The sequence below is a fragment of the Cohnella sp. AR92 genome (genome assembly GCF_003990975.1).
GTDB lineage: Bacteria > Bacillota > Bacilli > Paenibacillales > Paenibacillaceae > Cohnella.
In genome coordinates this window covers 170387-197121 of record NZ_RZJR01000009.1, presented here as the reverse complement: position 1 = coordinate 197121, position 26735 = coordinate 170387, and the positions used below count along the sequence as shown (strand labels likewise).

25 protein-coding genes and 1 pseudogene are annotated in these 26735 nt (G+C 56.9%); 22 read left to right on the top strand and 4 right to left on the bottom strand.

The window, feature by feature from the left end; translation table 11 throughout:
• Nucleotides 1-129 precede the first annotated feature (129 nt).
• From ELR57_RS16525 to ELR57_RS16505, 5 genes are all read left to right on the top strand, one after another.
• The gene (locus ELR57_RS16525) at nt 130-1440 is read left to right on the top strand and encodes an ABC transporter substrate-binding protein (protein WP_126960200.1); all 1311 of its coding nucleotides are present in this window, start codon (nt 130-132) and stop codon (nt 1438-1440) included.
• An 86-nt stretch (nt 1441-1526) separates the two neighbouring features.
• A complete protein-coding gene (locus ELR57_RS16520) occupies nt 1527-2438 on the top strand; it encodes a carbohydrate ABC transporter permease (RefSeq protein WP_126960199.1) in 912 nt (303 codons plus the stop codon).
• Between the two features lie 14 nt (nt 2439-2452).
• Nucleotides 2453-3283 (top strand): carbohydrate ABC transporter permease, encoded by an 831-nt coding sequence (locus tag ELR57_RS16515; protein WP_126960198.1) that lies wholly within the window; start codon nt 2453-2455, stop codon nt 3281-3283.
• 36 nt (nt 3284-3319) lie between these two features.
• On the top strand, nt 3320-5527 hold the full coding sequence (locus ELR57_RS16510) for an alpha-galactosidase (protein WP_126960197.1): 2208 nt from the start codon (nt 3320-3322) through the stop codon (nt 5525-5527).
• A gap of 42 nt (nt 5528-5569) precedes the next feature.
• Nucleotides 5570-6892: an ABC transporter substrate-binding protein gene (locus tag ELR57_RS16505; RefSeq protein WP_238162561.1), complete on the top strand. Its 1323-nt coding sequence runs from the start codon at nt 5570-5572 to the stop codon at nt 6890-6892.
• Nucleotides 6893-6984: 92 nt separating this feature from the next.
• Here the strand turns inward: ELR57_RS16505 and ELR57_RS28320 are convergent.
• A pseudogene (locus ELR57_RS28320) lies at nt 6985-7119 on the bottom strand (arabinan endo-1,5-alpha-L-arabinosidase); the annotation flags it as partial.
• Nucleotides 7120-7213: 94 nt separating this feature from the next.
• Here ELR57_RS28320 and ELR57_RS16495 point away from each other — a divergent pair.
• The 4 genes from ELR57_RS16495 (at nt 7214) to ELR57_RS16480 (ending at nt 10654) form a co-directional block, all read left to right on the top strand.
• Nucleotides 7214-8080, top strand: coding sequence for an alpha/beta hydrolase (locus tag ELR57_RS16495; RefSeq protein ID WP_126960196.1), 867 nt, complete (start codon nt 7214-7216; stop codon nt 8078-8080).
• A 68-nt stretch (nt 8081-8148) separates the two neighbouring features.
• The gene (locus ELR57_RS16490) at nt 8149-9318 is read left to right on the top strand and encodes a hypothetical protein (protein WP_126960195.1); all 1170 of its coding nucleotides are present in this window, start codon (nt 8149-8151) and stop codon (nt 9316-9318) included.
• Nucleotides 9319-9407: 89 nt separating this feature from the next.
• Nucleotides 9408-9851: a hypothetical protein gene (locus ELR57_RS16485; protein WP_126960194.1), complete on the top strand. Its 444-nt coding sequence runs from the start codon at nt 9408-9410 to the stop codon at nt 9849-9851.
• A 158-nt stretch (nt 9852-10009) separates the two neighbouring features.
• On the top strand, nt 10010-10654 hold the full coding sequence (locus ELR57_RS16480) for a TVP38/TMEM64 family protein (RefSeq protein WP_126960193.1): 645 nt from the start codon (nt 10010-10012) through the stop codon (nt 10652-10654).
• Nucleotides 10655-10679: 25 nt separating this feature from the next.
• On the opposite strand, the gene ELR57_RS16475 is transcribed toward ELR57_RS16480, so the two are convergent.
• Nucleotides 10680-11948, bottom strand: a complete 1269-nt coding sequence (locus tag ELR57_RS16475; protein ID WP_238162560.1) for an MFS transporter — start codon at nt 11946-11948, stop codon at nt 10680-10682.
• Between the two features lie 187 nt (nt 11949-12135).
• Here ELR57_RS16475 and ELR57_RS16470 point away from each other — a divergent pair, with 187 nt between their 5' ends.
• The 6 genes from ELR57_RS16470 to ELR57_RS16445 all read left to right on the top strand — a co-directional run bounded on the left by ELR57_RS16470 (nt 12136) and on the right by ELR57_RS16445 (nt 16865).
• Entirely contained in the window at nt 12136-12927 is a 792-nt protein-coding gene (locus ELR57_RS16470; RefSeq protein ID WP_126960191.1) for an ATP-grasp domain-containing protein, read from the top strand.
• A gap of 34 nt (nt 12928-12961) precedes the next feature.
• Nucleotides 12962-13627: a hypothetical protein gene (locus tag ELR57_RS16465; protein WP_126960190.1), complete on the top strand. Its 666-nt coding sequence runs from the start codon at nt 12962-12964 to the stop codon at nt 13625-13627.
• Nucleotides 13628-14776: a hypothetical protein gene (locus ELR57_RS16460; protein WP_126960189.1), complete on the top strand. Its 1149-nt coding sequence runs from the start codon at nt 13628-13630 to the stop codon at nt 14774-14776. It begins immediately after the preceding gene.
• Nucleotides 14763-15623 carry a formyltetrahydrofolate deformylase gene (purU, locus tag ELR57_RS16455; protein ID WP_126960188.1) on the top strand — a complete coding sequence of 287 codons (861 nt, stop codon included), beginning with the start codon at nt 14763-14765 and terminating at the stop codon, nt 15621-15623. Before ELR57_RS16460 ends, purU begins: the two co-directional genes overlap by 14 nt.
• 93 nt (nt 15624-15716) lie before the next feature.
• The gene (locus tag ELR57_RS16450; protein WP_126960187.1) at nt 15717-15998 is read left to right on the top strand and encodes a HesB/YadR/YfhF family protein; all 282 of its coding nucleotides are present in this window, start codon (nt 15717-15719) and stop codon (nt 15996-15998) included.
• A 336-nt stretch (nt 15999-16334) separates the two neighbouring features.
• Nucleotides 16335-16865 carry a YceI family protein gene (locus tag ELR57_RS16445; RefSeq protein ID WP_126960186.1) on the top strand — a complete coding sequence of 177 codons (531 nt, stop codon included), beginning with the start codon at nt 16335-16337 and terminating at the stop codon, nt 16863-16865.
• 110 nt (nt 16866-16975) lie between these two features.
• On the opposite strand, the gene ELR57_RS16440 is transcribed toward ELR57_RS16445, so the two are convergent.
• Nucleotides 16976-17467, bottom strand: coding sequence for a C40 family peptidase (locus tag ELR57_RS16440; protein WP_238162559.1), 492 nt, complete (start codon nt 17465-17467; stop codon nt 16976-16978).
• A 476-nt stretch (nt 17468-17943) separates the two neighbouring features.
• Here ELR57_RS16440 and yunB point away from each other — a divergent pair, with 476 nt between their 5' ends.
• The 7 genes from yunB (at nt 17944) to ELR57_RS16405 (ending at nt 25721) form a co-directional block, all read left to right on the top strand.
• On the top strand, nt 17944-18864 hold the full coding sequence (gene yunB / locus ELR57_RS16435; RefSeq protein WP_126960185.1) for a sporulation protein YunB: 921 nt from the start codon (nt 17944-17946) through the stop codon (nt 18862-18864).
• Between the two features lie 342 nt (nt 18865-19206).
• Entirely contained in the window at nt 19207-19896 is a 690-nt protein-coding gene (locus ELR57_RS16430; protein ID WP_126960184.1) for a GntR family transcriptional regulator, read from the top strand.
• A gap of 106 nt (nt 19897-20002) precedes the next feature.
• Nucleotides 20003-20743, top strand: a complete 741-nt coding sequence (locus tag ELR57_RS16425; protein ID WP_126960183.1) for an ABC transporter ATP-binding protein — start codon at nt 20003-20005, stop codon at nt 20741-20743.
• Nucleotides 20744-20805: 62 nt separating this feature from the next.
• The gene (locus ELR57_RS16420; protein WP_126960320.1) at nt 20806-21630 is read left to right on the top strand and encodes an ABC transporter permease; all 825 of its coding nucleotides are present in this window, start codon (nt 20806-20808) and stop codon (nt 21628-21630) included.
• 54 nt (nt 21631-21684) lie between these two features.
• Nucleotides 21685-22785 carry an ABC transporter substrate-binding protein gene (locus ELR57_RS16415; protein WP_238162557.1) on the top strand — a complete coding sequence of 367 codons (1101 nt, stop codon included), beginning with the start codon at nt 21685-21687 and terminating at the stop codon, nt 22783-22785.
• 80 nt (nt 22786-22865) lie between these two features.
• Nucleotides 22866-24536: an allantoinase AllB gene (allB, locus tag ELR57_RS16410; RefSeq protein WP_238162556.1), complete on the top strand. Its 1671-nt coding sequence runs from the start codon at nt 22866-22868 to the stop codon at nt 24534-24536.
• A gap of 72 nt (nt 24537-24608) precedes the next feature.
• Entirely contained in the window at nt 24609-25721 is a 1113-nt protein-coding gene (locus tag ELR57_RS16405; protein WP_238162576.1) for an amidohydrolase family protein, read from the top strand.
• Between the two features lie 439 nt (nt 25722-26160).
• Here ELR57_RS16405 and ELR57_RS16400 read toward each other — a convergent pair whose 3' ends face one another.
• A complete protein-coding gene (locus ELR57_RS16400; protein ID WP_126960181.1) occupies nt 26161-26712 on the bottom strand; it encodes a GNAT family N-acetyltransferase in 552 nt (183 codons plus the stop codon).
• Nucleotides 26713-26735 lie beyond the last annotated feature (23 nt).

Here is a 26735-nt window from a genome sequence, read left to right as displayed (position 1 = left end):
CCGCCGCGAGGAAGTAAAGAAAGGAAATACGACGGTAAAGAACCTTGATTTAGCTCCTGCCGGGCATCGACTAAGATGAAGCATGTACCACGGTTCTTTAATCATCTATCGATCTAGGGGGTTCTTTCGGTGAAGAAAAGTTTATCCGTAGCACTGACTCTTGGACTTGCCGCATCCGCTCTGGCGGCCTGCGGAAGCAACAACAATTCCGGCTCGTCCGCGAGCCCGTCGGCAGCGCCATCCGCCTCGCCTTCCTCTTCCGCGAGCCAAGCGGCAAGCGGGGATAAGGTCACGTTGACGTACGCGATCTGGGATTCCAATCAGGAGAAGGGGCTGCGCACGATCGCGGACGAGTTCGAAGCCGCGAATCCGAACATCAAGGTCAACATCGAGGTAACGGGCTGGACCGATTACTGGACGATGCTTGAAGCGGGAGCGACAGGAGGCTCGCTGCCGGACGTCTTCTGGATGCACTCCAACGAGATCTATCGCTACGCATCCAACGGAATGCTGCTCGACCTGAACGACAGAATCGCAAGCAGCCAGTCGGTCAAGCTGGAGAATTTCCCGGAAGGCTTGAATCAAATCTACAACTTCCAAGGCAAGCAGTTCGCGGTTCCGAAGGACTTCGACACGATCGGCCTATGGTACAACAAGACGATGTTCGACGCGGCGGGCGTGAAGTATCCGGACGAGTCCTGGACTTGGGACGACCTGTACAGCGCGGCGAAGGCGCTGACGAAGGACGGCGTCTACGGGTTCCTAGCGCCGATGCACAATCAAGAAGGCTATTATAACTTCGTTTATCAGAACGGCGGCACGATCATTACGGACGACAAGAAGTCCGGCTATGATGATCCGAAGACGATCGAGGCGCTGAAGTTCTACATCAACTTCGTCAAAGAAGGACTTTCTCCTGCCGTGTTCGACGACGCTGCACGCGCCGAGCTGATCAAGAACGGCAAGGTGGCGATGGGTTACTTCGGCTCGTGGAACCTGTCCGGCTTCACCGAGAACGAATACATGGCGAAGAACTTCGACGTCGCCGTTCTTCCTAAGAAGGAGAAGCAGGCTTCGATCTATAACGGATTGGGCAACGCGATCGCCTACAACACCAAGCATCCGGATGAAGCCTGGAAGTTCGTCGAGTATCTCAGCTCCAAGCAAGGCCAGGAACGCCAAGCCGAGCTCGGCGTCGCCATCTCCGCCTACAAGGGCGCGGCGGATCTGTGGGTATCCTCGAACAAGACGTTTAACATCAAGGCGTTCGTCGACATGGTCGACTACGGCGTCATCCGTCCATACTCGAACACGACGGCCGTATGGGAAGACAAGGCTTATGAAGCTCTCGGACCGGCCTTCACGGGCAAGGTTACGGTGGAAGAAGCAGCCAAGAACGCGGCTAAGGTCATGAACGAGAGCCTGGCCCAGGAGAAGTAAGACAAGCTCTATCCAACCGGCGATATGAAGCCACACCTCATTGCGGCAACCTTCCGGTTGCCGCAATTTGATAGGAGAGGGAGAACATGAACAAAGAGAGATCCAGAAAAATCTCCAAGCAAACATGGGGCGAGTGGTCCTGGGGCTGGTTCTTGATCGCTCCGACGATTATTGGACTTGTCGTGCTGAACATCATTCCTATAATTCAAACCGCTTACTTAAGCCTCTTCAAGAGCGGGGATTTCGGCCGCGGCAACATCTATGTCGGCTTGGAGAACTACCGCAAGATGTTCTCGGATGCGCAAGTCTGGCATGCGGTCGGCAACACGCTGCTCTACGCTTTGCTTGTCGTTCCGCTTAGCATCGCCATCTCGCTTGTTGTCGCCGTGTTCCTGAACGGGAACATTCGAGGCAAGACGATTTACCGGACCATCTACTTCATCCCGATGGTCGCGGCTCCGGCTGCGGTCACGATGGTGTGGAGATGGCTTTATAATGAGCATTTCGGTTTGATCAACTATGTTCTGTCGCGAATCGGCATCGATGCCGTCGATTGGGTCGGCAGTCCGAAGCTTTCCCTGATCTCGATCGCGATCATCGGAATCTGGAGCGTCATCGGCTACAACATGGTCTTGCTTCTCGCGGGCTTGCAGGAGATTCCCAAGGACTTCTATGAAGCGTCCGACATCGACGGTGCCAGCCGAATCCGGCAATTCTTCGTCATCACGCTCCCGCTGCTGTCGCCGACGCTATTCTTCGTTGTCGTAACTTCGATCATTCAGGCCATGCAGGTGTTCGACGTCATCTACATGATGATTGACGTGATGAGCCCGGCCTATGAACATACCGTCTCGCTCGTGTACCTCTTCTACAACAATTCCTTCAAGTATTCGAACAAAGGGTACGGATCCGCGATCGTCATGCTGCTGCTCGCCATTATCATGGTCATTACGTTCATCCAGATGAGAGCGCAGAAAAAATGGGTCAACTACATGTAAGGAGGCCGATTCCTATGGTCAGAACAAAACGAATGTCCCGTTACGTTGTTCATCTTCTGCTCTTCATTGGCGCCGGGCTCATGATTCTTCCTTTCTTCTGGATGCTGCTCACCTCGCTCAAGTCGGTCACGGAATCGACCTCCATGAATCCGTTCGTCTTCTTCCCTTCCGTGTGGAAGTGGGAGAATTATTCCGAGGTGCTGCGACAGAATAATTTTCCGAGGCTCTATTGGAATACGTTCGCCATGGTTGCTCTGCGGGTGATCTGCTCCATCGTGTTCAGCGCGATGGCCGCTTATGCGTTCGCTCGGCTGAGGTTCCCCGGACGCAACTTCTTCTTCGGGCTTGTCCTCTTCCAGATGATGGTTCCGACGCAGATCTTCATCATTCCGCAATACCTGATGGTCGACTCGCTCGGCATGCGCAATACGATCTTCGCGCTGCTGTTCCCCGGCCTCGTGAGCGCGTTCGGCACCTTCCTGCTCCGCCAGTTCTTCATGGGACTGCCGAAGGAGCTGGAAGAGGCGGCGAAGCTGGACGGCTGCAACATCGGACAGACGTTCGTCCGGATCATGCTTCCTCTCGTCCGTTCGGGAATGGTCGCGCTTGGCATTTTCACCGCGTTGTTCGCCTTTAAGGACCTCATGTGGCCGATGATCGTCAACACGAATTCGAAAGCGGCGACTCTGTCGTCCGCGCTGGCGAAGATCCAAGGAGCGTACTCGGTCGATTATCCCGAACTGATGGCGGCATCCGTGCTTGCGATTCTTCCGATGCTGATCCTGTACATGATCTTCCAGAAGCAATTCATCCAAGGGGTCGCGACATCCGGCGGCAAGCTGTAGGCAAGTCGACGTTCCCGGCTTAACAGGAGGCAAAAGATGACTATTCTATTCAAAGAAGATTGCAAGGAATTCCACCTCTATAACGACAGCGTCAGTTATGTCATTCAGATTCTGCGGAACGGACAGCTTGGCAATCTCTATTGCGGCAAGAAGCTGAAGGACCGGGAATCGTTCGGGCATCTCTATCAGGGAGAGCTGAGATCGCTTGCCGCCTATGTGTTCGAGAACGACTACGAGCTGTCCCTTCAGCATACGAGGCAGGAATATCCCTCCTATGGAACGACGGATTTCCGATATCCGGCCTTCGAGGTCAAGCAAGAGAACGGCAGCCGGATTACCCAATTCGAGTACCGTTCCCATGAGATCTTCTCCGGCAAAAGAAAGCTGGAGGGGCTGCCGGCGACTTACGCGGAGGAACCGGAGGAAGCGGAGACGCTCGAGATTACTCTATATGACGCCTTGATCGATGCGGAGCTCATCCTGAGCTATACGATCTTCCGGGACGGACCGATTCTCGCGCGGCATGCGAGATTCGTCAACCGCGGCAGCCAGAAGCTCGTCCTGACGAGGGCGCTTAGCCTATGCGTCGATCTCCCGGACGACGACTTCGAGATGGTGAATCTGGCCGGAGCCTGGAGCCGGGAACGGCATGTCGTCACCCGCAGCCTGAAGCAAGGGGTGCAAGGGATCTACAGCCTTCGGGGAGCGAGCAGCGCGGAGCACAATCCGTTCCTGGCGCTGAAGCGCCCTCATGCGGACGAGAATTCGGGCGAAGTATACGGCTTCAGCTTCGTCTATAGCGGCAACTTCCTTGCCCAGGCGGAAGCGGATACCCATCGTTCGACGCGGGTGCTGATGGGGATCCATCCCGACGGGTTCGAATGGCCGCTTGCTTCGGGAGAGGAATTCCAGACCCCCGAAGCGGTCATGGTCTACTCGGATTCCGGTCTGAACGGAATGAGCCAGACCTTCCATCGCTTGTACCGAACCAGACTGGCGAGAGGCCGTTGGAGAGACCGGGTGCGTCCCATTCTGATCAACAATTGGGAAGCGACCTCCTTCGACTTCGACGAGGCGAAGATTCTCGGCATTGCCCGTACGGCGAAGGAGCTTGGGATCGAGCTGTTCGTTCTCGATGACGGATGGTTCGGAGAACGCAATAACGATCGGGCGGGCCTTGGCGACTGGACCGTGAATCGGGCCAAGCTGCCGGATGGCCTTCAAGGACTGGCCGCCAAGATCGAAGCGATGGGAATGAGCTTCGGTCTCTGGTTCGAGCCGGAGATGGCGAACAAGGACAGCGACTTGTTCCGGGCGCATCCGGATTGGATCATTCAGACGCCGGGCCGCGCCGCTTCTCCTTCCCGCAATCAGCACGTTCTCGATTTCTCGCGCCGCGAAGTCGTGGACGAGATCCATCGGCAGATGTCCGGCGTACTGAGAGAAGCGTCGATCAGCTATGTGAAGTGGGACATGAACCGTTATATCACCGAATGCTATTCGGCAGCTATGCATGCGGCCGATCAAGGGACGGTCTTCCACAAATACATTCTTGGGGTGTATGATTTATACGAACGCTTAACGACGGAATTCCCGGACATCCTGTTTGAATCCTGCTCGAGCGGAGGAGCGCGCTTCGACCCGGGCATCCTCTATTACGCTCCTCAGACGTGGACGAGCGACGACACGGATGCCATCGAGCGGTTAAAGATTCAGTACGGCACTTCCTTCGTCTATCCATTGAGCAGCATGGGAGCCCACGTATCCGAGGTGCCCAATCAGCAATTGGGCCGGATAACCCCTCTTGAGACAAGGGCGAATGTGGCCTCCTTCGGAGCCTTCGGATACGAGCTGGACCTGAATCACCTCTCCGAAGAGGAGAGAGAAGTCGTCCGGAAGCAGATCGAGTTCGTCAAGCGGCACCGGATGCTCATTCAGCAAGGCACCTTCTACCGGATAAGGAGTCCGTTCGAGCACAATGAGACCGGCTGGATGGTCGTCTCCGAGGACCGAAGCGAGGCGCTCGTCGGCTATTATCAAGTGCTTAACGGCGTCAACGAAGGCTGGAAGAGACTGAAGCTGACCGGTCTCGCCGAAGAGTATCGTTATCGGATCAACGATAATTCCGAGCGAGTGCATTACGGCGACGAATTAATGAATGCGGGAATCGTCATTCGTAAGGAAGAACTGTGCGGCGGCGGGGGCGATTTCTCTTCTGCCCTCTATTATTTGAAGAAGCAGTAACGGGGATAGGAAGAGAAGAATGGCCAAAGGGGACTTCGCATCATGAACGCTAGAAGCTGGGGACGACTCGCAAGCATGGCCGCGATAACGATTGGTTTGGCTGGTTGCAGCAATACGGGCGGGAATATCGATACTTCGATGCTCGGAGCCGACCATGACGGATCGTCGGGCGAACAGGTCACTCTGCGCTATTCGAGCTACCTGCTGGATACGGCACAAGCCGGTAAAGTCTACTACGACGCGATCAAACAATTCGAAGAGCAGAATCCGAACATCAAGATCGAAGCCGACTTTATCCAGAACAACAATTACACGGCCGGCATCAAGATCCGCTTGCTCGGCGGCGAGCAGATAGACGTGTTCGATACCTGGTCCCCCAGCTTGTTCGAGGAATTCAGGGCGCTCCGCGGCGACTTGTATTTGGACCTTACGGGCTCCGCGTTCCTGGATGATTTCTTCCCCAACTCCTTGAAGCCCGTTACGATAGACGGCAAAGTCTACGGAGCCCCCGAAGTCATGCACAGCGACGGGCTGCTCTATAACAAGACCTTGTTCGATAGGCTGGGCCTTGAGATTCCGCGGACCTGGGACGAGTTCCTGCTTGTCTGCCAGAAGCTCAAGCAAGAGGGAATCATTCCGGTCGCCACGGACTCGGAATGGTCGACCGCCCAGTTCTTCTGGGGCTCCATCATGTCCAATAACGGCGCGGACGAGGAATGGACCCGGAAGCTGGAGAGCGGAGAGATTCCCGCCTCGGATCCGGTCTTCGTGAACGCTATCAAGATGCATAAGGACATCATCGACCGAGGCTACGTTCCCTCGGATTGGCAAAGCTTGAAGCACGAGCAGTCCAAGGATCTGATCGGCCAAGGGCAAGCGGCGATGATCATGACGGGAACCTGGGACATCCCGAGCATCCGGGATCGCAACCCCGGCAACGATATCCGCTTCATGATGGTTCCGGGACAGGAGAAGACCGTCCCCAATATAAACGTAGGCACCTATCGGGTCATCAACTCCAAGACGAAGCATCCCGAGGAAGCGAAGAAGTTCGTCGCCTTCATGACCGGAAGAGCCACCCAGGAGAAGCTGGCGGCGGGGGCTTCGGCCGTTCCCTCCGTTGCATCGGCGAAGATAGACAACCCGGTCGCGGCGCAGATTGCGGAGGCGGTTACCCGCGATGACGCCACCCTCTACTGGCCTCATACGGTTTCCACGGAGACGCTTCAGACGCAGATTCAAGAAGCCGTGAATCGATACTTGGCCGGACAAAGCCTCGAGGCGACGGTGCAGGAGATCCAACGAATCATCGACAGCGCAGCCAGCAAGCGTCTGGCTGCGTCGGACAGGCAAGCAAGCCGCTGAGCAGGTTGCTTGCCTGTCCCATATCCCATAGCAGCAAAGACCTTCTTTAAGCTTCCGCTTAGAGAAGGTCTTTGCTTCGTTGTAGATCCCGATCAAGTGTAGTACGGCCAGCCGGCGGAATCCCAATACAGATCGCTGATTAGCAGCTTAGGATTCCCGTTGTCGGCTACGCTGTAAGCATGCCTCACGATAAGGCCGGTGTTGGGAACATCCTGCCCGCCGGGTCCATTTTCGCCTTTCCCATTCCTCGGGTTCCTATTCTGTTATTTTCTGCTAATATTTAAATTGCATAGTGGAAAAAAAGGCGAGGCAGGTGCAAGCATGAAGAAGGAGACTCGAGTCTACAAGGTCACCGATCAGCTCTCGTTAGAGGCGGATGTCTATTATCGAGGAAGCCGTTCCCCGGTTCTTCTCTATATTCACAGCGGGGCGCTGATCTTCGGATCGCGAAGGTGGTTTCCCGCGGAACAGATCGAATATTACTTCCGGGCCGGGTTCAGCATCGTGAATATCGATTACCGGCTGGCGCCGGAAACAGGCTTCGAACACGTCGTAGAGGACGTCAGAGACGCATTGGAATGGGTGCGAACGGCAGCAATCGAGCGGTACGACTTCGATACGGGCCGTATTGCGGTCATGGGCAGCTCCGCAGGCGGCTATCTTAGCTTGCTATTAGGAACGATGGATTGGAAGCCGAGGGCGATCGTTTCTTTCTACGGCTACGGAGACATTCTGGGAGAGTGGTACGCGGCGCCGAGCGAGCATTACCGGAAGAGAAACATCGTGAGCAAGGAAGAGGCTTATCGCAGCGTCGGGGATAGAGAGTTGACGGACGGCCAAATGGGACGGCTCCCCTTCTATATCTACTGTCGGCAGCATGGCGTCTGGGTGAGGGAAGTAACCGGCTGCGAGCCAGTCGTCGATCGGCAGCGGCTGCTGCCTTACAACCCTATCGACCAAGTTACCTCGGCTTTCCCGCCAACGTTGTTCCTGCACGGGGACCGGGATACGGATGTTCCCTTCGAGCAGTCGGTTCTCATGCATGATCGGCTCAAGGCACATGGGGTGCCAACGGAGCTGATTCGAATGGAAGGCGCGGATCATGTGTTCGATGAGCGCTTTGACGATCCTGCGGTTCAGGAGGCGCTTCATTCCGTCGTTCGATTTCTACAGGTTTATTTGCGGTAGAATCATAATTTCATCTGATCGCTTGGAGCGAATGCGGAACGAATTCACTAAAGCGGGTGAATAATCGAATGATCAGGCATGTAGGCTTCGTCCTTCTAGCGGCGGTCGCGGTTCTCTCAGGCTGCAGGGACCATTCGTCCAATCAGGCTGCGGTCGCCGTTTCCCCCGTTCCATCCCTAACGGACCATTCGGCGGCCGTTACGGTGGCGCCGGAGAGCCGTCCTTCTCCTTCGCCCGTCCAAGCTCTGCCCGATTCGGCCGTCGTAGGAGCTTGGCAAGTAGGCGGGACGGTGGTGGCATCGGGTTACAATGACGTTTATATTCTGCGCGAGGATCATTCCTTCGACTTCCTGTACAATTCGATGGATTGCTCCAAGGAAGTATTAGGGGTATCGGGGACGTGGGATATCTCCGGAGCAAGCGTCACTTTGACTCCCAAATGGAAGGCCATCCTGGTCGGAGGGACCAAGGAGATCGCGATGGGCTCTTGCGCTTCCGATTACGAGATTCAGAATGCCAAGGCGGAGGTTGTAGACGATCACGGCGCTCCGGCCATCGTTCTGAACGCGGTAACGGCCCAAGGTTCCGATGGCCATGCCCAAGACGTATTGGAATCGGGCACCGGAGTCAAATACTGGAAGATAGGCGACTCCTTTGACTCCTCTGAAACTCTGAAGGAGATGGTTGCGGCGCATAATGCCGCCCCGGGCGATGAGGAGGAAGAATCAAGCATCGAGTATTACGATGTCCGCACGATGTTTCCGCAGGAGCAGCTTCTCGATTATGCCGACTACGACTTCAATGGAGACGGAGGGATGGACCGCGTCGCTCTCTTGAAGAGCCATAAGCTTATCTTCATTTCTTCGGTCTCCGAACAAGACGGTTACGTGATGGACGGCGACCTGGATTTCGATGAGGACTTCGACAACCCGGAGACGCTTAAGGTTATCCATCCGGATGACAAGACGATTCTGCTATACGTGGATCGCACTTTTTTCCCGGGAGTGACGGTCGGAACGTTTTATAAGTGGGGGGAGGGCTTCCAGCCTATTCAGGACGAATTGATGGGAGACTTGGGTTTGCAGATCGAGGACGATAAGGCGATAACCGCGAATAACAAAGTCTATCGCAGCGAAGGAGGCTGGGATATCCAGTCCGATACGTATACATGGGATAGCGCGTCCGGCACCTATGCGATCGATCCGGGCAAGAGCAGGTTCGTTAAACGCAAGGATTGATCTGGATCGCGATCGGAATGAATCCCCGCCAGTCGGGCGATTCTATGTCTTGGCTAGCTTCCATCATGACGAACAGAAGGGGAATATCCGTGAGAAAAACAACCCGACTGCCGATCCTCATCGCTTGCATAATCCTCCTCTTCCCCTCCCTGCCGGCTTATGCGGAACCGGAGCCTTCCTCGCGGGAAGTCTTGCTGGAGGAGGCGATGCTTCAGGAGCTCCATCCCGTCGTTGAGAGGTTCTTGAACCGGATTTACCGGGAGAAGTATTCCCAATTCGGCTGCGAGAGAATCTCGTCCATCAACGAGCGCGTGACGGCGAAGCGGCAGAAGGAACAGGCGCATCCGGTCGACGCGCTGCACGGGGCGAAGTACTTCGAGATGACCGTGGAGCTGTGCAGGCCGGACGGCGAGCGGGTCGAGCTGTATCTGAGCAACGAATCCGGCGCTTCCCGTTATCTCGTCAACGGCTATAAGTTGACCCCGGCTGCCTCCTCCGGAGTTCGGCGGACTTCCGCCTTCTCTCCGGAATAAGCAATAACCGATAAAATCAACGCCCGCCTTCACGTCTCCCTCCGGGAGCGGCCAGGCGGGTTTCTTTATTGCCGCGAGCTTGCGAATGGAATGTTGAAGTTCGTCTCAGGAAGATGTGGTAAGATAATAAACAATCGAAGACGCGAAGGAGTACCGGGATGTCATCCCTAATCGATACGTTAAATTCGTTGACCGAAGAAGACTTGAAGAGCTGGTTGAACCGATATCGGGAGCTCGGCCCGCTGCCGGGTATCGCCCTGACCTTCTTGAAGTCGTTCGTTCCGCCCCTGCCGACTATTATCATCGTCGGCGTGAACGCGGCGGTTTACGGCTTGTGGCAAGGCTTTTTCTACTCTTGGCTGGGAATGATTCTCGGCTGTCTGACCACCTTCCTGATCTTCCGCAAGCTGGGAAGGCATCCTTATGCGCTCAAGTGGGCGAACAAGCCCAGCGTGCGCAAGGCGATGGTCTGGATCCGGCGGAATGCGTTCAGCTATGTGTTCTTGCTCAGCCTGTTCCCGGTCGGGCCGTTCGTCATTATCAATGTCGCGGCGGCGCTTGCGCGAATGCCGCTTCGTTCTTTCCTGATCGCCATTCTGTTCGGCAAGGCCGTGATGGTGCTCTCGGTGTCCTATATCGGTTACGATCTTCATCGGTTCGCCGAAGAGCCCGTCCGTTTGCTCTACGTGTTGCTCTTCGTGCTCGCCTCTTATTTCGTCAGCAAGAAGCTGGAATCGTTCTTCACTCGCCCCGGGAACGCGGAAGAGCCGCCGCTGGATGCGGCTGCTCGAAGCGAGCGCTGAACAATACGCTATCCGGTTAGACGAGTTAGACAAGCTCTCCCTTGGACCTTAGCTTCTTGTACAGCAGGATGCAGAAGACCGAGCAGAGAAGAGCCATCGCCGCGATGAAGCCGTATCCGGCCTGCAGGCCCAGGATGCGGCTTTGTTCCGTTCCTTCGCTGCCTTCGAATAGGGCTCGGGCCCAATCGATGATCGCCCCGATCAGGAGGTTGCCGACTACGCTGGCGATCCCCATCAGCGTGACGGTGAACGTAATCGCCGAGTCCGTCCCGGATCGGTAACGTTTGGCGAGCAGCGCCATCACCGTCGGATAGATCGGCGCGATGCCGATGCCGGCGATCGCGAACAGGATCGCGCCGCTCTCCCCGGCCAGGATCGCGGCGAAGCTGCACAGGCCGGAGAAGGCGCTGAAGATCATGATCGACAGCGTATAGCCGATGCGGTCGGTGATCGGGCCGAGGAACAGCCGCGCCAGCATGAAGAAGAGGAAAAATAGCGACAGCATGCCGGAAGCCGATTCCGTCGTCCAGCCGTAGGCCTTCTCCAGGTAGTTGACGAGCCAACTGCCGACCGCCATCTCCGAGACGACTCCGCAAGACAGCACGAGCACGATCAGCCAAGCGATCGGATCCTTCGCGATCCCCGACAGAGGAACCCTCTCCTCCGCATGGGCCTCATGCTCGTCCGGGAACTTCGCGACAAGCGAAGGGATGATCGGCAGCAGCGACAGCGCGAGCATCGCGACGTACATGCCTCTCCACCCGAATTCCCCTCCGAACAGATGCCAGCCCATCATCGAAGAAGCGATGATCGGGGCGACGGTCGAGCTAAGCCCGTAGAAGAAGTGGGACAGGTTCATCATCGTTCCCGTGTTGCGGGTGAAGATTCGCGCCGCCATGATCGCGAGTCCGATCTCCAGCATTCCGTTCCCTATGTACATGAGGAAGTAGGAGCCGGAGAGGAGCGTATAGTTAGCCGACAAGTACATGAGAATGCCCGACAGGAACATCGAGCCGAATGCCGCGATGCCGGTCCAGCGGATGCCGATCTTCCGGGTGAGGTACCCGGTGAAGGAACAGGCGATCAGGTAACCTAGCGAGTTGAGCGAGAGAAGCAGGCCGAGCTGGAATTCGTCGAGACCGAATTCGGCTTGCATGCGCGGAATTGCCGGACCTTTGATGTTCTCCGAGAAGCCGAAGATCAGGAAACCGCCGAAGACGACCGCGAGCAGCAGGGCATAATTAAGGGAGTTCGGGCGGCCGTTCGACAGCGGTAATTCGTCTTGTCTTTCCAAAATAAATATCCTCCATGATGCCGATAAGCCCGGCGAATCGTCTTCCCATCGTATCATAGGGGGAGTTTCCATTGGAACGAAGAATTCTGTGCATTTTCTATTGAATATTGCTCTGTTAACGCCTCCCTCAATTATTGTATAATTAGATATTAAGCCAATCCGCATAGCGGACGGAGGATTGAATGCAATGACCGCCATTAGGCCTTATCTGCGAATGGTTCAGAGCGCGGGAGCAAGCGTGGGGGTCTCGTTCCGGGAGATCGAAGCCAATCAGATCTATTATGCTTCTAAGGAAGACAAGCGGTTCGCGATGTACAACGTCGATTTAGGTCTAAACGACAGCTCCTCGTTTAATATAGCCAAGAGCAAAGCCTCAACCCATTCCGTGCTCTCCGCCGCGGGAGTCCCTTCCATCGAGCATCGGTTCCTTCTGAACGCGAATTCGAAGTATACGTCGGAGGACGTCTTCGACAAAGCCGAGCATATCCTAGGGCAATACGGCTCAGATGCCGTGGTGAAGCGGGATGACGGCGCCCAAGGGGAGAACGTGTTCCGCGTCGGGAGCAAGGAAGAGCTTAGAGACCGCTTGAAGCACATTTTCGGCCTCGAGCTGAACGCCGCGATCTCTCCTTATCGTTCTTCCGATCTGGAGTACCGCGTCGTGGTGCTGAATGGCGAAGCCAGGCTGGCTTTCTCCAAGAGCAAGACAGGCTCCTGGAAGCACAATCTGTCCCATGGCGCCTCCGTCGGCGAGGTAGAGCCTTCCCTTGAAGCTCCCCTGTTCAAGCTTGCGGTCCAAGCCGCCGGCAGCATCGGCCTTGTCTTCTGCAGCGTCGATGTCCTGAATACGGCAGACGGGCTTCAGGTTCTAGAGGTGAACAGCTCCGTCTTCCTAAGCGAATTCATCAAGGACAACGCACAGAGAGAGGAGCAGGCGTTCCGGCTGTTCCAGGATGCGTTCAGACTGAAGTTCCAATAGGGGGAAAAGGAAGATCGCGAGAGGGTGCGGGAGAATGGCGGAACGGCAAGCCGCGGAGTGGGCCGAGATTCTGGAGCCTCCTTTCTCCGCTGACGGATATAACGGTCTATCCTGGACGGCCAGACCATTCTCTTATCACGGCGGGAGCAGTCCCGTTCTGCTGTCGTCTCCTCATGCTACCAATCACCGGAGAGACGGGAGAGTCAAATACGCCGATCTGTTCACCGGCTCGATCGGCCGAATTCTGAATCTTGCGTCCGATTGCCCGCTTATTTACGCCAACCGGCTGGCGGACGAGGATCCGAATCATACGGAAGGCGGAGAGTACAAAAGTTACATTCGAAGCCTTGCCGAAGAGCGGGAGATTCGCTGCGTCCTGGATCTTCACGGGGCTTCCTTGGAAAGGGAATTCGATATCGATCTGGGCGTTACCGACGGGCGTTCCCTCAAGATGGAACAGGTGAAGCGGATTCAGGCCATCTTCCGTCGCCATGGCATTCGGGACGTTCGCATGAACGATACCTTCATGGCATCCGGAGCGAGGACCGTTACCGGCTTCTGTCATCTGGAGCTGGGGCTGCCCGCGGTGCAGATCGAGATCCATAAGCGTTATCGGGAGCCGCGCGAGGCGCCGGACAAGTTCGGGAAGCTTCTGCACTCGCTTCAAGAAGTTATTCGGTTCATCGGAGATGAGAAGTAATTGGCGGAGCGAACAGTATTTCGGCTGCATAAAGAGCATCATATGCCCTACACCGAGATTATGATGAACGCGGAAGACTTCGATCGACTCGGCTATCGCGATTATTTGGCCGCGGAGCTGACAGGTTCGGAGAGTCCGCCCGTATACGGGGTGCTGAAGCGGGATGCCGCCGGCAACTTGGAGAGGGGCGTTCTGAAGATCTCCAAGCGGTACAAGAAACAACTGGGGGAACCTGCCGAAACGGAGCTGAAGGTGCCCAACTTCCTTGAGCTGCTGATCAGACGCCCGAATCTGGAGACCGTCCGGCGGGCGAACGGGATCGAAGCGAGCGGGGAACTCATCGAGAAGCTTGGAACTCGGATAGAGTTGTTTAATCCGGACAAGGGCTATCGGCTTCAAGTGCCCTTGATTGAATCCGGCGAGCTGTCTGGCAACGAAATCTTCTTGAATCGATATGAACGCTTGCTTCTCGGTCTCGAAGAAGGAGAGAGCCGGACTCTTATCGCGGCTTCCCTGATGAGAGGCAAGACGACCGTACCCGGGTTCTTCTCTCGGTTGCGCTCGTTCCCCCTCTGGGAAGGGATAGGCCGGCTGTTCGTCGGCTCGAGATCCGTTCAGCTTCGGGCAGGACATCTTTATCCGTTCGACGAGCCTTACGATATCGCGCGGATGCATCCGAATACGCGCATTCTTCTCGGGCTGTCGACGAACGATAGGGTCGTGATCCGCTTCCGGAACGGAAGCGCCAAGCTGAATGTCATGGATCTAGACAAGGACTTCCTTGACCAGGTGGCGAAGTTCGATTCGGAGGACACGCGGGAGAAGTTCCATCAAATGCATATGTACGTCGGGCTGTCCGCTTCGACCAGGGCGAAGCTGGGCGTGATGAACATCGGAACCGTCGTTAGCTGCCGCAGAAGCATGTCGTTCCAGTTCGCGAAGCATATCAACAAGATGGTGCTTCCCGTTCTGGGCTTGTGGTTTACGTTGATCAATTTTCTAAGGGGCATCTCCTGGGGGCCGGTCTGGGCCCAGATCGCGATTCCCTTGATCGCAACTCCCATCGTCATATACCTATCGCTCTCCGACGAGAGAGCCAAGGTGAAATCTACCAAGAGAGAGGTTAGCTTCCAACATGTCGAACGATAAAGCCGTTCTGCTTATTTCCTGCACGGACAAGCCCGGAATCGTGGCCGCCGTGTCTACATATCTCTATGAGAAGGGCGCCAATATCATCTCTTCCGACCAGTACAGCACCAACTACCAAGAGGGCCTGTTCTTCATGCGGGTCGAGTTCTCGATTCCGTCCCTAGAGCAGAAGTTCGCCGAGCTTCAAGGCGATTTCCAGCCGATCACGGACAAGTACGAGATGAAGTGGAATCTCTTCCTCAATTCCCGGAAGAAGCGGGTCGCGATCTTCGTCTCCAAGGAGGACCATTGCCTCGTCGAGCTTCTCTGGCAGTGGAAGGCCGGCGACTTCGATTGCGATATCGTGATGGTCGTCAGCAACCATGAGGATCTTCGCCCGACGGCAACGAGCTTTGGCCTGCCGTTCTACCACTTCCCGGTGACCAAGGAGAACAAGCTGGAGGTCGAACAGCAGCACATCAAGCTGTTGAAGGAGAACGACATCGACGTCATCGTTCTCGCCAAGTACATGCAGATCGTCTCGCCGAATTTTATCGCGCCGTTCAAGAACAAGATCATCAATATCCACCATTCGTTCCTTCCGGCGTTCGTCGGAGCGAAGCCGTACGACCGCGCTTACGAGCGCGGAGTCAAGATCATCGGAGCGACCGCGCACTTCGTCACCGAAGAGCTGGACGCCGGCCCGATTATCGAGCAGGATATCATTCGGGTCAGCCACGATTATTCCGCGGCCGAGCTGAAGAGAGTCGGACGCATGGTGGAGAGATCCGTCATCGCCCGCGCGCTCCAATGGTACCTTCAGAACCGGGTCATCATTTTCGATAACAAGACGATTGTTTTCAAATAACGACAAACGCCTCTTCTTGTGGGGAGAGGCGATTCGGGCATATAATGGGGATGGAATCGCTTCCATTATGTGGAATGAGAGGGTGTAACTTCGATGGAACTTGTCATTTCGCCTACCGCGGTATCCTGCTTCAAGAACGATTGGGGCTATAACAACGGAGACAACGTGCGGATCTTCGTCCGGTACGTCAGCGGCGGCACCGAGCCCTACGGCTTCGGCATCATGAAGGACGATCCGATGGATCCCGCTGCGCTCGTCGAAGCCGAGAGAGTCACCTTCTACATGGAGAACAAGGATGTCTGGTTCTTGGACTCGAAGCAGCTCAAGATCGATTGCATCAACGGGGATATCGTTTTTCTGGTCGGGGAAGCCTAACCCTCAACCGTTCTATCTTATACGGGCTCCAAGGCACGGGCTTTAAGGCATTGTCGCGAACCTAAGCAGCTGTTCCTCTTACGAGGGAAGCTGCTTTTTTTCGTTTGGCGTCCTTCGTCGGCGGGAGTCATGGACGAGGCGCAAGGCGGTCTCGAAGAGATTAGATGCGCATATGTTCAGTTAGGCTGCGGATATGGCTTGAATTTAAATAGTTTAAAATTAAGGGATTGACACTGACGATAATGTGGTTTATATTATGGACATAGCAAATTTCAAAAAGTTATTCAATTAATTTAAGTAAGTAAATTAGCAAGCAAATTCGAGGAGGAATTATCCATGGCAAAGTCCAACTGGAACGTAGACGTATCCCACAGCGCAATTGAATTCTCGGTAAAGCACATGATGATCGCGAAGGTGAAGGGCTCCTTCCACAGCTTTGAAGCGCAGATCGAGGCGGACCCTAACGATCTGACGACGGCAAGCATCGCGGTTCAGATCGACCTGGATTCGGTAGACACCCGCAACAAGGATCGCGACGCTCACCTTCGTTCGGCCGACTTCTTCAACGTAGAAAGCCATCCGAAGCTGGAGTTCAAGGCAACCAAGATCGTCAGCAACGGCGACGGCGAGTATGTCGTGACCGGCGACGTATCCCTGCACGGCGTGACCCGTTCCGAGACGTTTTATGTCTCCTACGAAGGCTCCGGCAAGGATCCTTGGGGCAACCAGAAGGTCGGCTTCAGCGCGACGGGCAGCCTGAAGCGCAGCGATTACGGCTTGACGTACAACGCGGCGCTGGAGACGGGCGGCGTCCTGATCGGCGACGAAGTGAAGATCAGCATCGAGCTCGAAGCGGCGACGGCCTAATCGGTTAACCGAACAGCCAACGTTCAACGGCCATTAAGAAACGGCACTCCCTGTCCTTGAGGACGGAGAGTGCCGTTATTATTTTGCCTTATTTGATAACCGTATATCCCTTAATAATGGCGTCCCATAATGAAGCGGCTGCCCCAGTAGCCCGATGTCAGGCTGGAGATCGTCACTCCCGAGCTCTTCGTGTTGCTGATAAACTTGCCGCCTCCGACGTAGATGCCGACGTGGTTGATCACGCCCGGAGTGCCGACGCTGAACATGACCAGATCGCCGACCGCAAGCCTGGACTTGCTGCTGACCTTCGTGCCGAATTTCGCTTGCGCTTTGGAGCCCCAAGGCAGCGAGACGCCATTCTTGGCGAAGACGAGCTTGGTGAAGGCCGAGCAATCGAGGATCAGCCTCGAAGGATTGTTGGTTCCGAATTGATAGGTTACCTTGCCGATATAAGATTTTGCCGTGTTTACGTATTTGTGGCCGTTAGTGGCGTACATCTCAGCCGCGGAAGCGGGAGCGGCCGGGAGGGCGACCGTGGAGACGGCGGTAAGAACCGATAGGGCGATAGCCGATGCTGCAAGAAGTTTTTTCAGAGCAATCACACATCCTTATGTATTATTCGGACTCGAATGCCCGTTTACAAAACTTAATTTACAATAAATTTTGGGCATGTTCGTTAGTGGATAATTGGTAAGGAAGTAAACAAATGCCCAGTTTCTGAGCACATTAGGATTCTCTTAGAAATCAGGGACTAAATACCCATTGCAAGCGTCAGAGGTGCATTTCCGGCACTTTGTTCCCTGGAAATTCACCTAGCGGCTGTCAGAAAAAGCGCTCTTAAGGGAGGATCTTCTTTAAGTTTTTTTAATAATTGAGGAAGATTGCGGAGACGGAGGCTTTCTGAACCTATTCGGGCTTCGCAAGTTTCCATTGACAACGAAGAAGCCTTAGGCTTTAGAGCCGAGAGGCGAAGCGGGTTTCTTCTTTTTTGGGGACAGCTTGCATATGGATGAGAAATGAGAATGGAGACAAGAGCTTGCCGAGGCGAGAGCCGATCCGAAGCCAAGGGGGAGAGAGCATGCGAAGACGATGGGGGAGGCCGTTCGCCGCGCGCTGGAAGTGGCCGCAGCCCGTCCGCAGCCGCGGGTTCCGCGCCTCGCCGCGCAGGTGGAATTCGGGGAGCTACGCTCCCGTCTCTCGCGGCAAGGGATGGCGAAGCCGGAGGAGAAGGGGCTCGTACCGCCCGCCTGCGGAAGCGGGGCCGACCGGTTGGGTAACGAAGCCGAGAAAAAGAATGAGGCGAAGGACCTTCTGGCTTCTGATGCTGACGATCTTCGTGCTTCTCGCGTTCCAGTCGCTGGCGCTGCTGGACCGGTATTTGCGGGATCCGCTCATGTTTCTCGCCAAGGTTCGCATCATGCAAAGCGCGACCGAAGCGGTTAATCAAGCGATGCTGGACAATCTGGCGGACGGCGCGGACAGCAGCAAAATGATTCAATGGAAGACGAATGACGCCGGCAAGATCACCGGGTTCCTTATCGATTACAAGGAACAGATGCGAATTACCTCCGAGACGATCCGCATCGTCGAGTCTGCCTTGAAGGAGCAGGAAGGCCTTCAGGAACGAATTCCTCTCGGGCATGCCCTGCACAGTCCGCTGCTATCCTCGCTCGGACCGAGCGTCTCGGTTCGGCTTCATCCGGCCAGCGCCGTGCAGGCCGAGGTTCGCACGAGGCAGACGAGCGCGGGAATCAACATGCTGCAGGTAGAGGTCTATGTCCATGTGAAGACTCAGATCGCGATCGTCATCCCGTTCGATCAGGAGCCCAGCGTACTGGAGACGGATATTCCTCTTTCTTATATGATGGTGGTGGGCGACGTCCCGACTTACTATTACGACGGCAAGGGCAACCCGGTCGGCAACGGAGCGGCCCAGGCGCCCGCGCTGACCCTTCCGAATGCTTCGAGCCCGGCTTCTTCCGAGGCGGACGACTCCTGAGGTAGGCGGGCAAGAGCGGTTCGTATAGGCGGAGTATCGAAAGCAGACGAAAATCGGAATGGGGCGCGATCCGCACCGTCATTCGCGAAGATGCATTCCCTCGTTGAGACGAGGGAGGCGTCTTCTTTTTTTGCTTTATAAACGAATTTCTCGTGTCATGTGTGTGTTAGTTACCTGAGTGTATTTGTGCTTGGTGACGAATGATATCGCTTCACGATGGTTAATTTTCCAATGTTCGAATCAATTAACGTTAGATATGTTGACGCACATACGGCCGTAAATTACGATCAAGGTGTCAATCGGGCGGAAGCCGCCCCAGAATCCAATAGGAGATCTAACATCATGCCTCTTGAGATCGAGAACGAAATCTATAAGTCGATTAAGCAGGCGATCATGGAGCAGAAGCTTCGCCCGAACATGCAGCTCGTCGAGGAAGTCATCGCCGAATCGTTCGGAGTCAGCCGGACTCCCGTGCGGAACGTCGTGCGGAGGCTGGCGGGCGAGAAGCTGGTGACGATCATTCCCTACCGGGGAGCCTTCGTCTCCTGCCCGAGCATTCAGGAAGCCAAGGAAGTATTCGAGACGAGGCGGGTAATCGAGGAAGCGGCCATCCGCAAAGCATGCCTCTATATGAACGAAGAAAGGTACGGTCGCCTGAAGGAGCTGCTGGACGACGAGGATAAAGCCCAGCACGAGGGAGATATTCTCGGAGCGATTCGGGTTACGGGAGATTTCCATCTGCTGCTGGCCGAGGTCTCCGGCAATTCCTATTACGCGAGGTACCTGGAAGAGCTGGTCTCTCTGACCTACGTCGTCATCGCCTTGTACGGGGAGCAGAAGCACAAAAGCTGCAAGGACCATCGCGACATCCTCGAGGCGATCCGCGAAGGAGACGCGGAGGAAGCCGTGAGGCTCATGATGGAGCATCTGGGAGAGATCGAGGCTGCGCTGAGATTCGATCAGACGGAAGACAGGTCGCTCTCGCTGGCGGATATCTTTCGTTCGGACCGGCTGGTCGCGAACAGGCGATAAGGGAAGCCGCTTTTTTATACCCAAGATTGTATACAATCTCGTATTTCAATTCGGCGGAAAATGGATGCAATTTTGCGCTTATCCACAAATGAAGGAGCGGGAGTCCATGAAACTGGCAGTGGAGCGGGTAGGCAAGAGCTTCGGGGAGAGGACCATCCTGAAGGACGTCAGCCTCACCGTAAAGGAGCATGAATTCGTCTGCATTCTGGGCCACAGCGGCTGCGGCAAGTCCACGCTGCTCAACATGGTCGCGGGCTACATGTTCCCGGACGAGGGCGAGATCAAGGTGGACGGCAAGCCGATCCAAGGGCCGTCGAAAGCGCGGGGGATGGTGTTCCAGGACCATGCGCTGTTCCCTTGGTACAGCGTGCTCGAGAACGTCTCGTTCGGACCGGAGGTTCAGGGAATGCCCAAGAAGAAGGCGCGGGAGATCGCCAAGGAATTCCTCGCCCTCGTCGGGCTCGAAAAACACGCGTCGCACTACCCGGCGGAGCTGTCGGGCGGCATGAAGCAGCGCGTCGGCATCGCCAGGGCGCTTGCGAGCAGCCCCGACATCCTGCTGATGGATGAGCCGTTCGGCGCGCTCGACATCCTCACTAGGGACATGATGCAGCGCGAGCTGCGGCGGATCTACGAGAAGCTGAAGCCGACGATCCTATTCGTCACGCACAGCATCAGCGAAGCCGTCTATCTGGCGGACCGCGTGGTCGTCATGAAACGCGGGGCGATCGCCGATATCTTCGAGGTCGATATTGCCCATCCTCGCAGCTACGAGTCTCCCGGCTTCGGCGAAGCGATGGCCCGCATCGAGAGGCTGCTCATGGAAGACGAGGAGGTGCCGGCATGAGCGACATTCAAGCAACGGGAATCGCCGACGCGAACGCCCATGCCGGGACTGATCCGGCCGCGATGGCGCCGCACCGCGTCGTCCGCAAGAAGAAGCGCAAGTCCGGCTACGCGCCGATCTGGAACGTGCTGCCGTACCTGCTGTTCTTCGTTGTCTGGGAGGCCTTCTCCCGCATCAACGAGAGCGCGGCGCTATTCAATCCCTTGTTCCTCCCGGCTCCGACGACTTTGCTCTCCGAAGGCTGGGACTTGGCGAAGACGGGGCTTATCTGGGACAGCGTCCTGGCGAGCTCGATCCGCATCCTGATCGGATTCGCTTACGGGGCCGGAACGGCAATCGCGCTCGCGGTGCTGATGGTGAAGTTCCGGCAAGTGGAGCGTTGGCTGAATCCCGTGCTGTCCCTGGTCAGCCCCATTCCTTCGCTCGCGCTGCTGCCGCTGTTCATCATCTGGTTCGGCATCGGCGAGTTCCCGAAGGTGCTGCTGATCGCCTGGACGACGATGATTCCGGTGCTCGTCAATACGGTGGAGGGCTTCAAGTCCGTGCCGTCGACGCTCATCCGCTCGGCTCTAAGCCTTGGCGCGTCCCAACGGCAGATTTTCACCCGCATCATGATTCCGTCCGCCGTCCCCAATCTTCTGATCGGCGCGCAGATCGCCCTCGGATTGTCGTTCGGGGCTCTGATCGTGGCGGAGATGATGGGCGCGGATTCCGGGCTCGGCTACATGATCGTCGACGCCCGCAACTACTTCAAGATCACCAATATATTCGTTGCCATCATCCTGATCGGCATTGAATACAGCTTGTTCTCCGTCATCCTGAAACTCCTGGAGAGGAGGGTGCTCGCCTGGCGCAAGGGCGGCCTTAACGACGCCGTAGAGAAGTAACGGGAATCGGGTACGACGCAAGATCAAAGAAAAAGAAAAGTGGAGGGAAACCAGATGAAAACAAAAAAAATTCGCTTGTCCGCCTTGGTTCTTACCGGTGTCATGACGCTTGTGCTGTCCGCATGCGGCGGCAACGGCAATTCCTCGAACGCTTCCGAATCTCCTTCGGCCGCGCCAAGCTCGAGCGCCGCCGCCGCTCCGGCGGCTGAGCTCGAAGCGAAGGACGTGACGCTGATCGGCGTTCGCGACGCCCAGATCTCCTCGCAGCAGATCATCGCCGACAAGCTCGGCTACTTCAAGGAAGCCGGCCTTAACGTCACGAGCAAGCTGATCGAGAGCGGACCGGATATCGGACCGATGGTCTCCGGCGGAAGCGCGCCGGTGAGCATTCAGACGAACTTCATGGATATCATCCTCAAGTCGAACGGAATCGGGGTCAAGGTCGTCGCTCCTCTCGCCCAGATCGCGGGAACGCAAGCGGTCGTCGGCGCGAAGAACCTGGAGCTGAAGAGCGCGAAGGATCTGGAAGGCAAGACGATCGGCATCCCGAACGGCGCCGACGTGAAGATAGCCATCGACAACATGGGCAAGGAGCTCGGTGTCGACATCGGCAAGATCAAGTTCGTCAACCTGGCGCCGAGCGACGCCGTCGTCGCGCTGCAGAAGGGCGACATCGACGCGATGGCGGCTTGGGAGCCGTTCATCACGAAAGCGATCCAAGGCGGGGGCAAGTTCCTGTTCAGCGGAACGAAGAGCGAGCTTCCGGAGAAGCAGGGAGCGGTCAACTGGATGAGCGTGCATACGACGATGCAGGTCACCGACGATTATCTCGCGAAGCACCCGAATACGATCAAGGCGCTGTTGGGAGCTCTGGAGAAGGCGACGCAATACATCAACGACAACCGCGACGAGGCGATCAAGATTCTGGCTCCGGAGCTGCACCTGAGCGAAGCCGAGCTGAAGGAGATCATGAGCCGCAACGTCTACTCGATGGACGTGGACGATACTTACGTGAACGGAAGCAACGGCAACCCGGTCGGGGAGTACCTGAAGGACGTCGGCAATATCAAGTCGATCCCGGCGCCGACTACGTACCATAACCTGGATCTGCTCAAGGAAGTCGATTCCTCGCTGATCAAGGCCCAGTTCAAATAAGCAAGAAGCCATGCCGGGTCCGACGCTTGCCGACGGCCCGGCATCGTTCTATCCAAATCCGAATCGAAGGAGGAAATTTTATGAATTCCAAGGAGATGGATCTTGCGATCATCGGTGGAGAAGTCGTGCTTCGCGGCGAGACCGTCCCCGCGGACATCGGAATCAAGGACGGACGGATCGCGCGAATCGGCCGGATCCGCCCCGATGAAGCGACGAGCAGCATGGATGCGAGAGGCTTGCACGTCATGGCCGGCGCGATCGACGTCCACGTGCACCTGAACGAGCCGGGCTTCGGCCATTGGGAGGGCTTCGAGACCGGCTCTTCCGCGCTCGCGGCCGGCGGGTGCACGACGTACTTCGATATGCCGCTGAACGGCGTTCCCCCGACGGTGACCGTTGAAGCGCTAAGGATGAAAAGAGAAGCGGGAATCGGGGCGTCGAAGGTCGATTTTGCCTGCTGGGGCGGCCTAGTGCCGAAGCATCTGGACGATCTGGAGGCGCTAAGCGAAGCCGGGGTCATCGGTTTCAAAGCGTTTATGTCGGCGCCCGGCGATCCGGACGAGGAAGCGTTCCGCGAGGTCGACGACCGCACGCTGCTCGAAGGCATGAGGCGGATCGCCAAGCTGGGCCGCGTGCTGGCGCTCCACGCCGAGAGCGAGCCGCTCGTCGCGCGACTGACCGCGGAGAGCCGAGCCGCCGGCGGCTGGACGGCGGCCGACTATACGGCGACCCGTCCCGTCCAAGCGGAGGTCGAGGCGGTGGAGAGGGCGATCGGCTACGCTCGGGAGACGGGCTGCGCGCTGCACTTCGTGCACATCAGCAGCGGCGCGGCGGTCGCCGTCATCCAGGCGGCGAAGGAGGAAGGGATGGACGTCACGCTGGAGACGTGCCCGCATTACCTGACGCTGACCGACGCCGATCTGGAGAGGATCGGTCCGGCGGCGAAGTGCGCTCCTCCCCTGCGCGGGGAGGAGGACCGGGAGGCGTTGTGGCAGGCGATCCGCGAAGGAAGGATCGACATGATCTCGTCCGACCACTCCCCATGCCCGACCTCGATGAAGGAGGCGTCGAGCAACCTGTTCGATTGCTGGGGAGGCATCGCTGGCGCTCAGAGCACCCTAGAGCTTATGATTGACGAAGGGCATCTTCGGCGGGGAATTCCTCTTGCCGAGATCAGCCGGCTGCTCTCCTATGAACCGGCAAGGCGCTTCGGCCTGGAGGGCGGGAAGGGAGAGATCCGGGTCGGCGCGTCGGCGGATCTGGCGCTTGTCGACCTGAACGAGGGCTATCGCCTGCGGCAAGAGGATCTCTTGCATCGCCATCCTCACAGCCCGTATATCGGCAGGGAATTCGGCTGCCGCGTCACGGCCACGCTATTAGGAGGGCGAGTCGTCTATGACCGGACGGCAGGAGTAACGAAGTCGGCGCCGGGACGGTCGCTTGAGGTCCGGGGCGGGAAGATGTCTATGGCGTCGGGAGCGGATACGGCTGCGGGATCGCGTGTGAATCTGGCGGATACGAGTGTGGATTCGAGCGCGGATCTGGCTGCGGGTTCGCTTGAGGATTCGAGTGCGGATCTGGCTGCGGGTTCGCTTGAGGATTCGAGTGCGGATCTGGCTGCGGGTTCGCTTGAGGATTCGAGTGCGGATCTGGCTGCGGATACACTAGCGGATATGTCCGCGTATAAGACTGCGGATTCTTCATCGGCTCTGACCCCGGCTCAGGTTCGGTCCTCGGCATCAAATCGGTAGAAGGAAGTGGTTCGGTTGCGTTTCGCAACGTTCGTTAATGTAAGAATAGGAAACGAGTTGTTTGATTTGAGCGTGGACTCGGAGAAAGGCACGATCTTGTCGATCTCCCCCTCCCTCGCTGAAGGAAGGGAAGAGGCTGCCGGCGTGTACGACGCCAATGGGCTTCTCTATCTGTCGACTCTGTTCGACCATCATACCCATCTCGACAAGCACTTTCTCGGCGAGCCGTGGAAGCCGCTTCAGCCGTTCGTCACCTTGCCGGGCCAGCTGGCATTCGAGAAGAAAATGCTCTCCGAGCTGCCGACGACGGCCGCGGAGCGAGCGAGACGGCTGCTTGACCTCATGTTGAGCCAAGGAACGACCCGGATCCGGACGCATATCGACGTCGATCCGCAGCTTGGCCTGCGGCATCTGGAAGACGCTCTGCGAATCCGGGAGGAATACGCAGACCGGATGGAGATCGAGATCGTCGCCTTCCCGCAGCAGGGCTTGCTGCGGTCGGGTTCGATTCCGATCATGAAGGAGGCGATGCGGGCGGGCGCCGACCTGGTCGGAGGAGTCGATCCCGCGGGTCTCGACCGGCGTCCGGAGCGCGTACTGGAAGCGACCTTCGAGCTCGCTGCCGAATTCGACGCGGGAGTCGATCTGCACCTGCACGATCCCGGCCATCTTGGCCTCTTCACGATCAGCCTGTTCGCAGAGTTCACGCGGCAGGCGGCCAAGCAGGGGAGAACGGCCGTCAGCCATGCATACTGCTTGGGGCAAGCAAGCGAAGGGGAAGCGCTGGATACGGCGCATCAGTTGAAGGAGCAGGGCGTCGCCATTCTAACGAGCGTGCCGATCGACCGGCCGATGCCTCGCGTGGGCCAATTGCTTGCCGCAGGGGTCGCCGTCGGCGTAGGAACGGACAATATCCGGGATTCCTGGAGCCCCTTCGGCGACGGCGACATGCTGGCGCGAGGCTCCCGCCTGGCGGAGAGAATGGGCTGGATCACGGAGGAGGAGCTCGCGAAGACGTATCCGCTGATCGCGACGGGAGCGCTGGAGCCTTCCGTGGGCGATCCGGCCACGTTCCTCCTCGCGGATGCGCAGAATCCGCTGCACGCGCTGGCCGCCGCGGCGCCGCGCGAGGCCGTCTTCGTTCGCGGGAGGCTGGTCGGAGGCAGGCTGGCCGGCTCGATATAAGCGGCAAGGCGGCGTAAGGGATGATCCCTGACGCGCCGCCTAGGCTGCTCTTCATTCTAACGGAATTCTGAGACCCTTAGAGACGCGGATCGGCGCCTTTTGGATTTTAACGGAAGCCACAGCCCTTATTTTGGCAATAACCCCTTCATTGAGGCTAAATGACAAAACTAAGCGTCGCTCACTTCCGTTAGAATTCAAAACCGCTCTTTTCTGGCGTCTAAGCGTCTGTCACTTCCGTTAGCCGTTGGTCAAGGTCGAGTAGCTGTAACCGCCAACCGCCAACCGCCATACGCCAGCCATATCGCCCATAGCCATGCCCCAGTCTATCTCCCTTCGCCATGCCCCACCCTATCTCCATTCGCTGCCACTCCAGCTTTATCTCCCTTAGCCGCACCCCAACCTATCTCCCTTCGTCACCCCCAACTTTTTCGACAACGGTTCACCCGCCGCCATGGAGTCTCCCCATCACAATCGTGTTGTAGGGCTTGCCGTCGGAGAGGATTTTATCGTTCCTTAGGATGCCTTCGATCTCGAAGCCAAGCTTCTGATACAGGCCAATGGCTTTCGAGTTGGTCTCCAGGACGTTCAGGCCCATCTTCTTGATCCCGTTGGAGTCGGCCCATTCGATTGATTTTCTCAGTAGGTTGGTTCCGATCCCGTATCCCCAATAGTCTTGAAGCACGCATACGCCGAATTCGACTTTGTGGGACAATCTCTTGAGAGGAGAGCCTTCGCATCTCGAGAAGCCCACGATCCGTTGATCGGCGACGGCAACCAAGAATAAATGTCTCGGACTGCCCGAATCCTCGCGGATGATCCGTTCGAACCCGGATGCGTCTAGGTAAGCCTCTCCGCGTTCCCTGTCCATGTTCTCCGTCTCTCCGTCGATTCGCAGCCTTAATTCGGACAATTCTCTCGCGTCGGCATCGGCGGACGATCGGATGAGGTAGGCCATTCCGTTCGCATGATATTCCGTTTGGCTGATGATCACCTTGTTTCCTCCTATTACAGGCC

Coding starts and splice junctions, on each gene's coding strand:
- ELR57_RS16520 (WP_126960199.1), top strand. CDS start 1,527: ATGAACAAAGAGAGATCCAGAAAAATCTCCAAGCAAACATGGGGCGAG.
- ELR57_RS16515 (WP_126960198.1), top strand. CDS start 2,453: ATGGTCAGAACAAAACGAATGTCCCGTTACGTTGTTCATCTTCTGCTC.
- ELR57_RS16510 (WP_126960197.1), top strand. CDS start 3,320: ATGACTATTCTATTCAAAGAAGATTGCAAGGAATTCCACCTCTATAAC.
- ELR57_RS16505 (WP_238162561.1), top strand. CDS start 5,570: ATGAACGCTAGAAGCTGGGGACGACTCGCAAGCATGGCCGCGATAACG.
- ELR57_RS16495 (WP_126960196.1), top strand. CDS start 7,214: ATGAAGAAGGAGACTCGAGTCTACAAGGTCACCGATCAGCTCTCGTTA.
- ELR57_RS16490 (WP_126960195.1), top strand. CDS start 8,149: ATGATCAGGCATGTAGGCTTCGTCCTTCTAGCGGCGGTCGCGGTTCTC.
- ELR57_RS16480 (WP_126960193.1), top strand. CDS start 10,010: ATGTCATCCCTAATCGATACGTTAAATTCGTTGACCGAAGAAGACTTG.
- ELR57_RS16470 (WP_126960191.1), top strand. CDS start 12,136: ATGACCGCCATTAGGCCTTATCTGCGAATGGTTCAGAGCGCGGGAGCA.
- ELR57_RS16465 (WP_126960190.1), top strand. CDS start 12,962: ATGGCGGAACGGCAAGCCGCGGAGTGGGCCGAGATTCTGGAGCCTCCT.
- purU (WP_126960188.1), top strand. CDS start 14,763: ATGTCGAACGATAAAGCCGTTCTGCTTATTTCCTGCACGGACAAGCCC.
- ELR57_RS16450 (WP_126960187.1), top strand. CDS start 15,717: ATGGAACTTGTCATTTCGCCTACCGCGGTATCCTGCTTCAAGAACGAT.
- ELR57_RS16445 (WP_126960186.1), top strand. CDS start 16,335: ATGGCAAAGTCCAACTGGAACGTAGACGTATCCCACAGCGCAATTGAA.
- yunB (WP_126960185.1), top strand. CDS start 17,944: ATGCGAAGACGATGGGGGAGGCCGTTCGCCGCGCGCTGGAAGTGGCCG.
- ELR57_RS16430 (WP_126960184.1), top strand. CDS start 19,207: ATGCCTCTTGAGATCGAGAACGAAATCTATAAGTCGATTAAGCAGGCG.
- ELR57_RS16425 (WP_126960183.1), top strand. CDS start 20,003: ATGAAACTGGCAGTGGAGCGGGTAGGCAAGAGCTTCGGGGAGAGGACC.
- ELR57_RS16420 (WP_126960320.1), top strand. CDS start 20,806: ATGGCGCCGCACCGCGTCGTCCGCAAGAAGAAGCGCAAGTCCGGCTAC.
- ELR57_RS16415 (WP_238162557.1), top strand. CDS start 21,685: ATGAAAACAAAAAAAATTCGCTTGTCCGCCTTGGTTCTTACCGGTGTC.
- allB (WP_238162556.1), top strand. CDS start 22,866: ATGAATTCCAAGGAGATGGATCTTGCGATCATCGGTGGAGAAGTCGTG.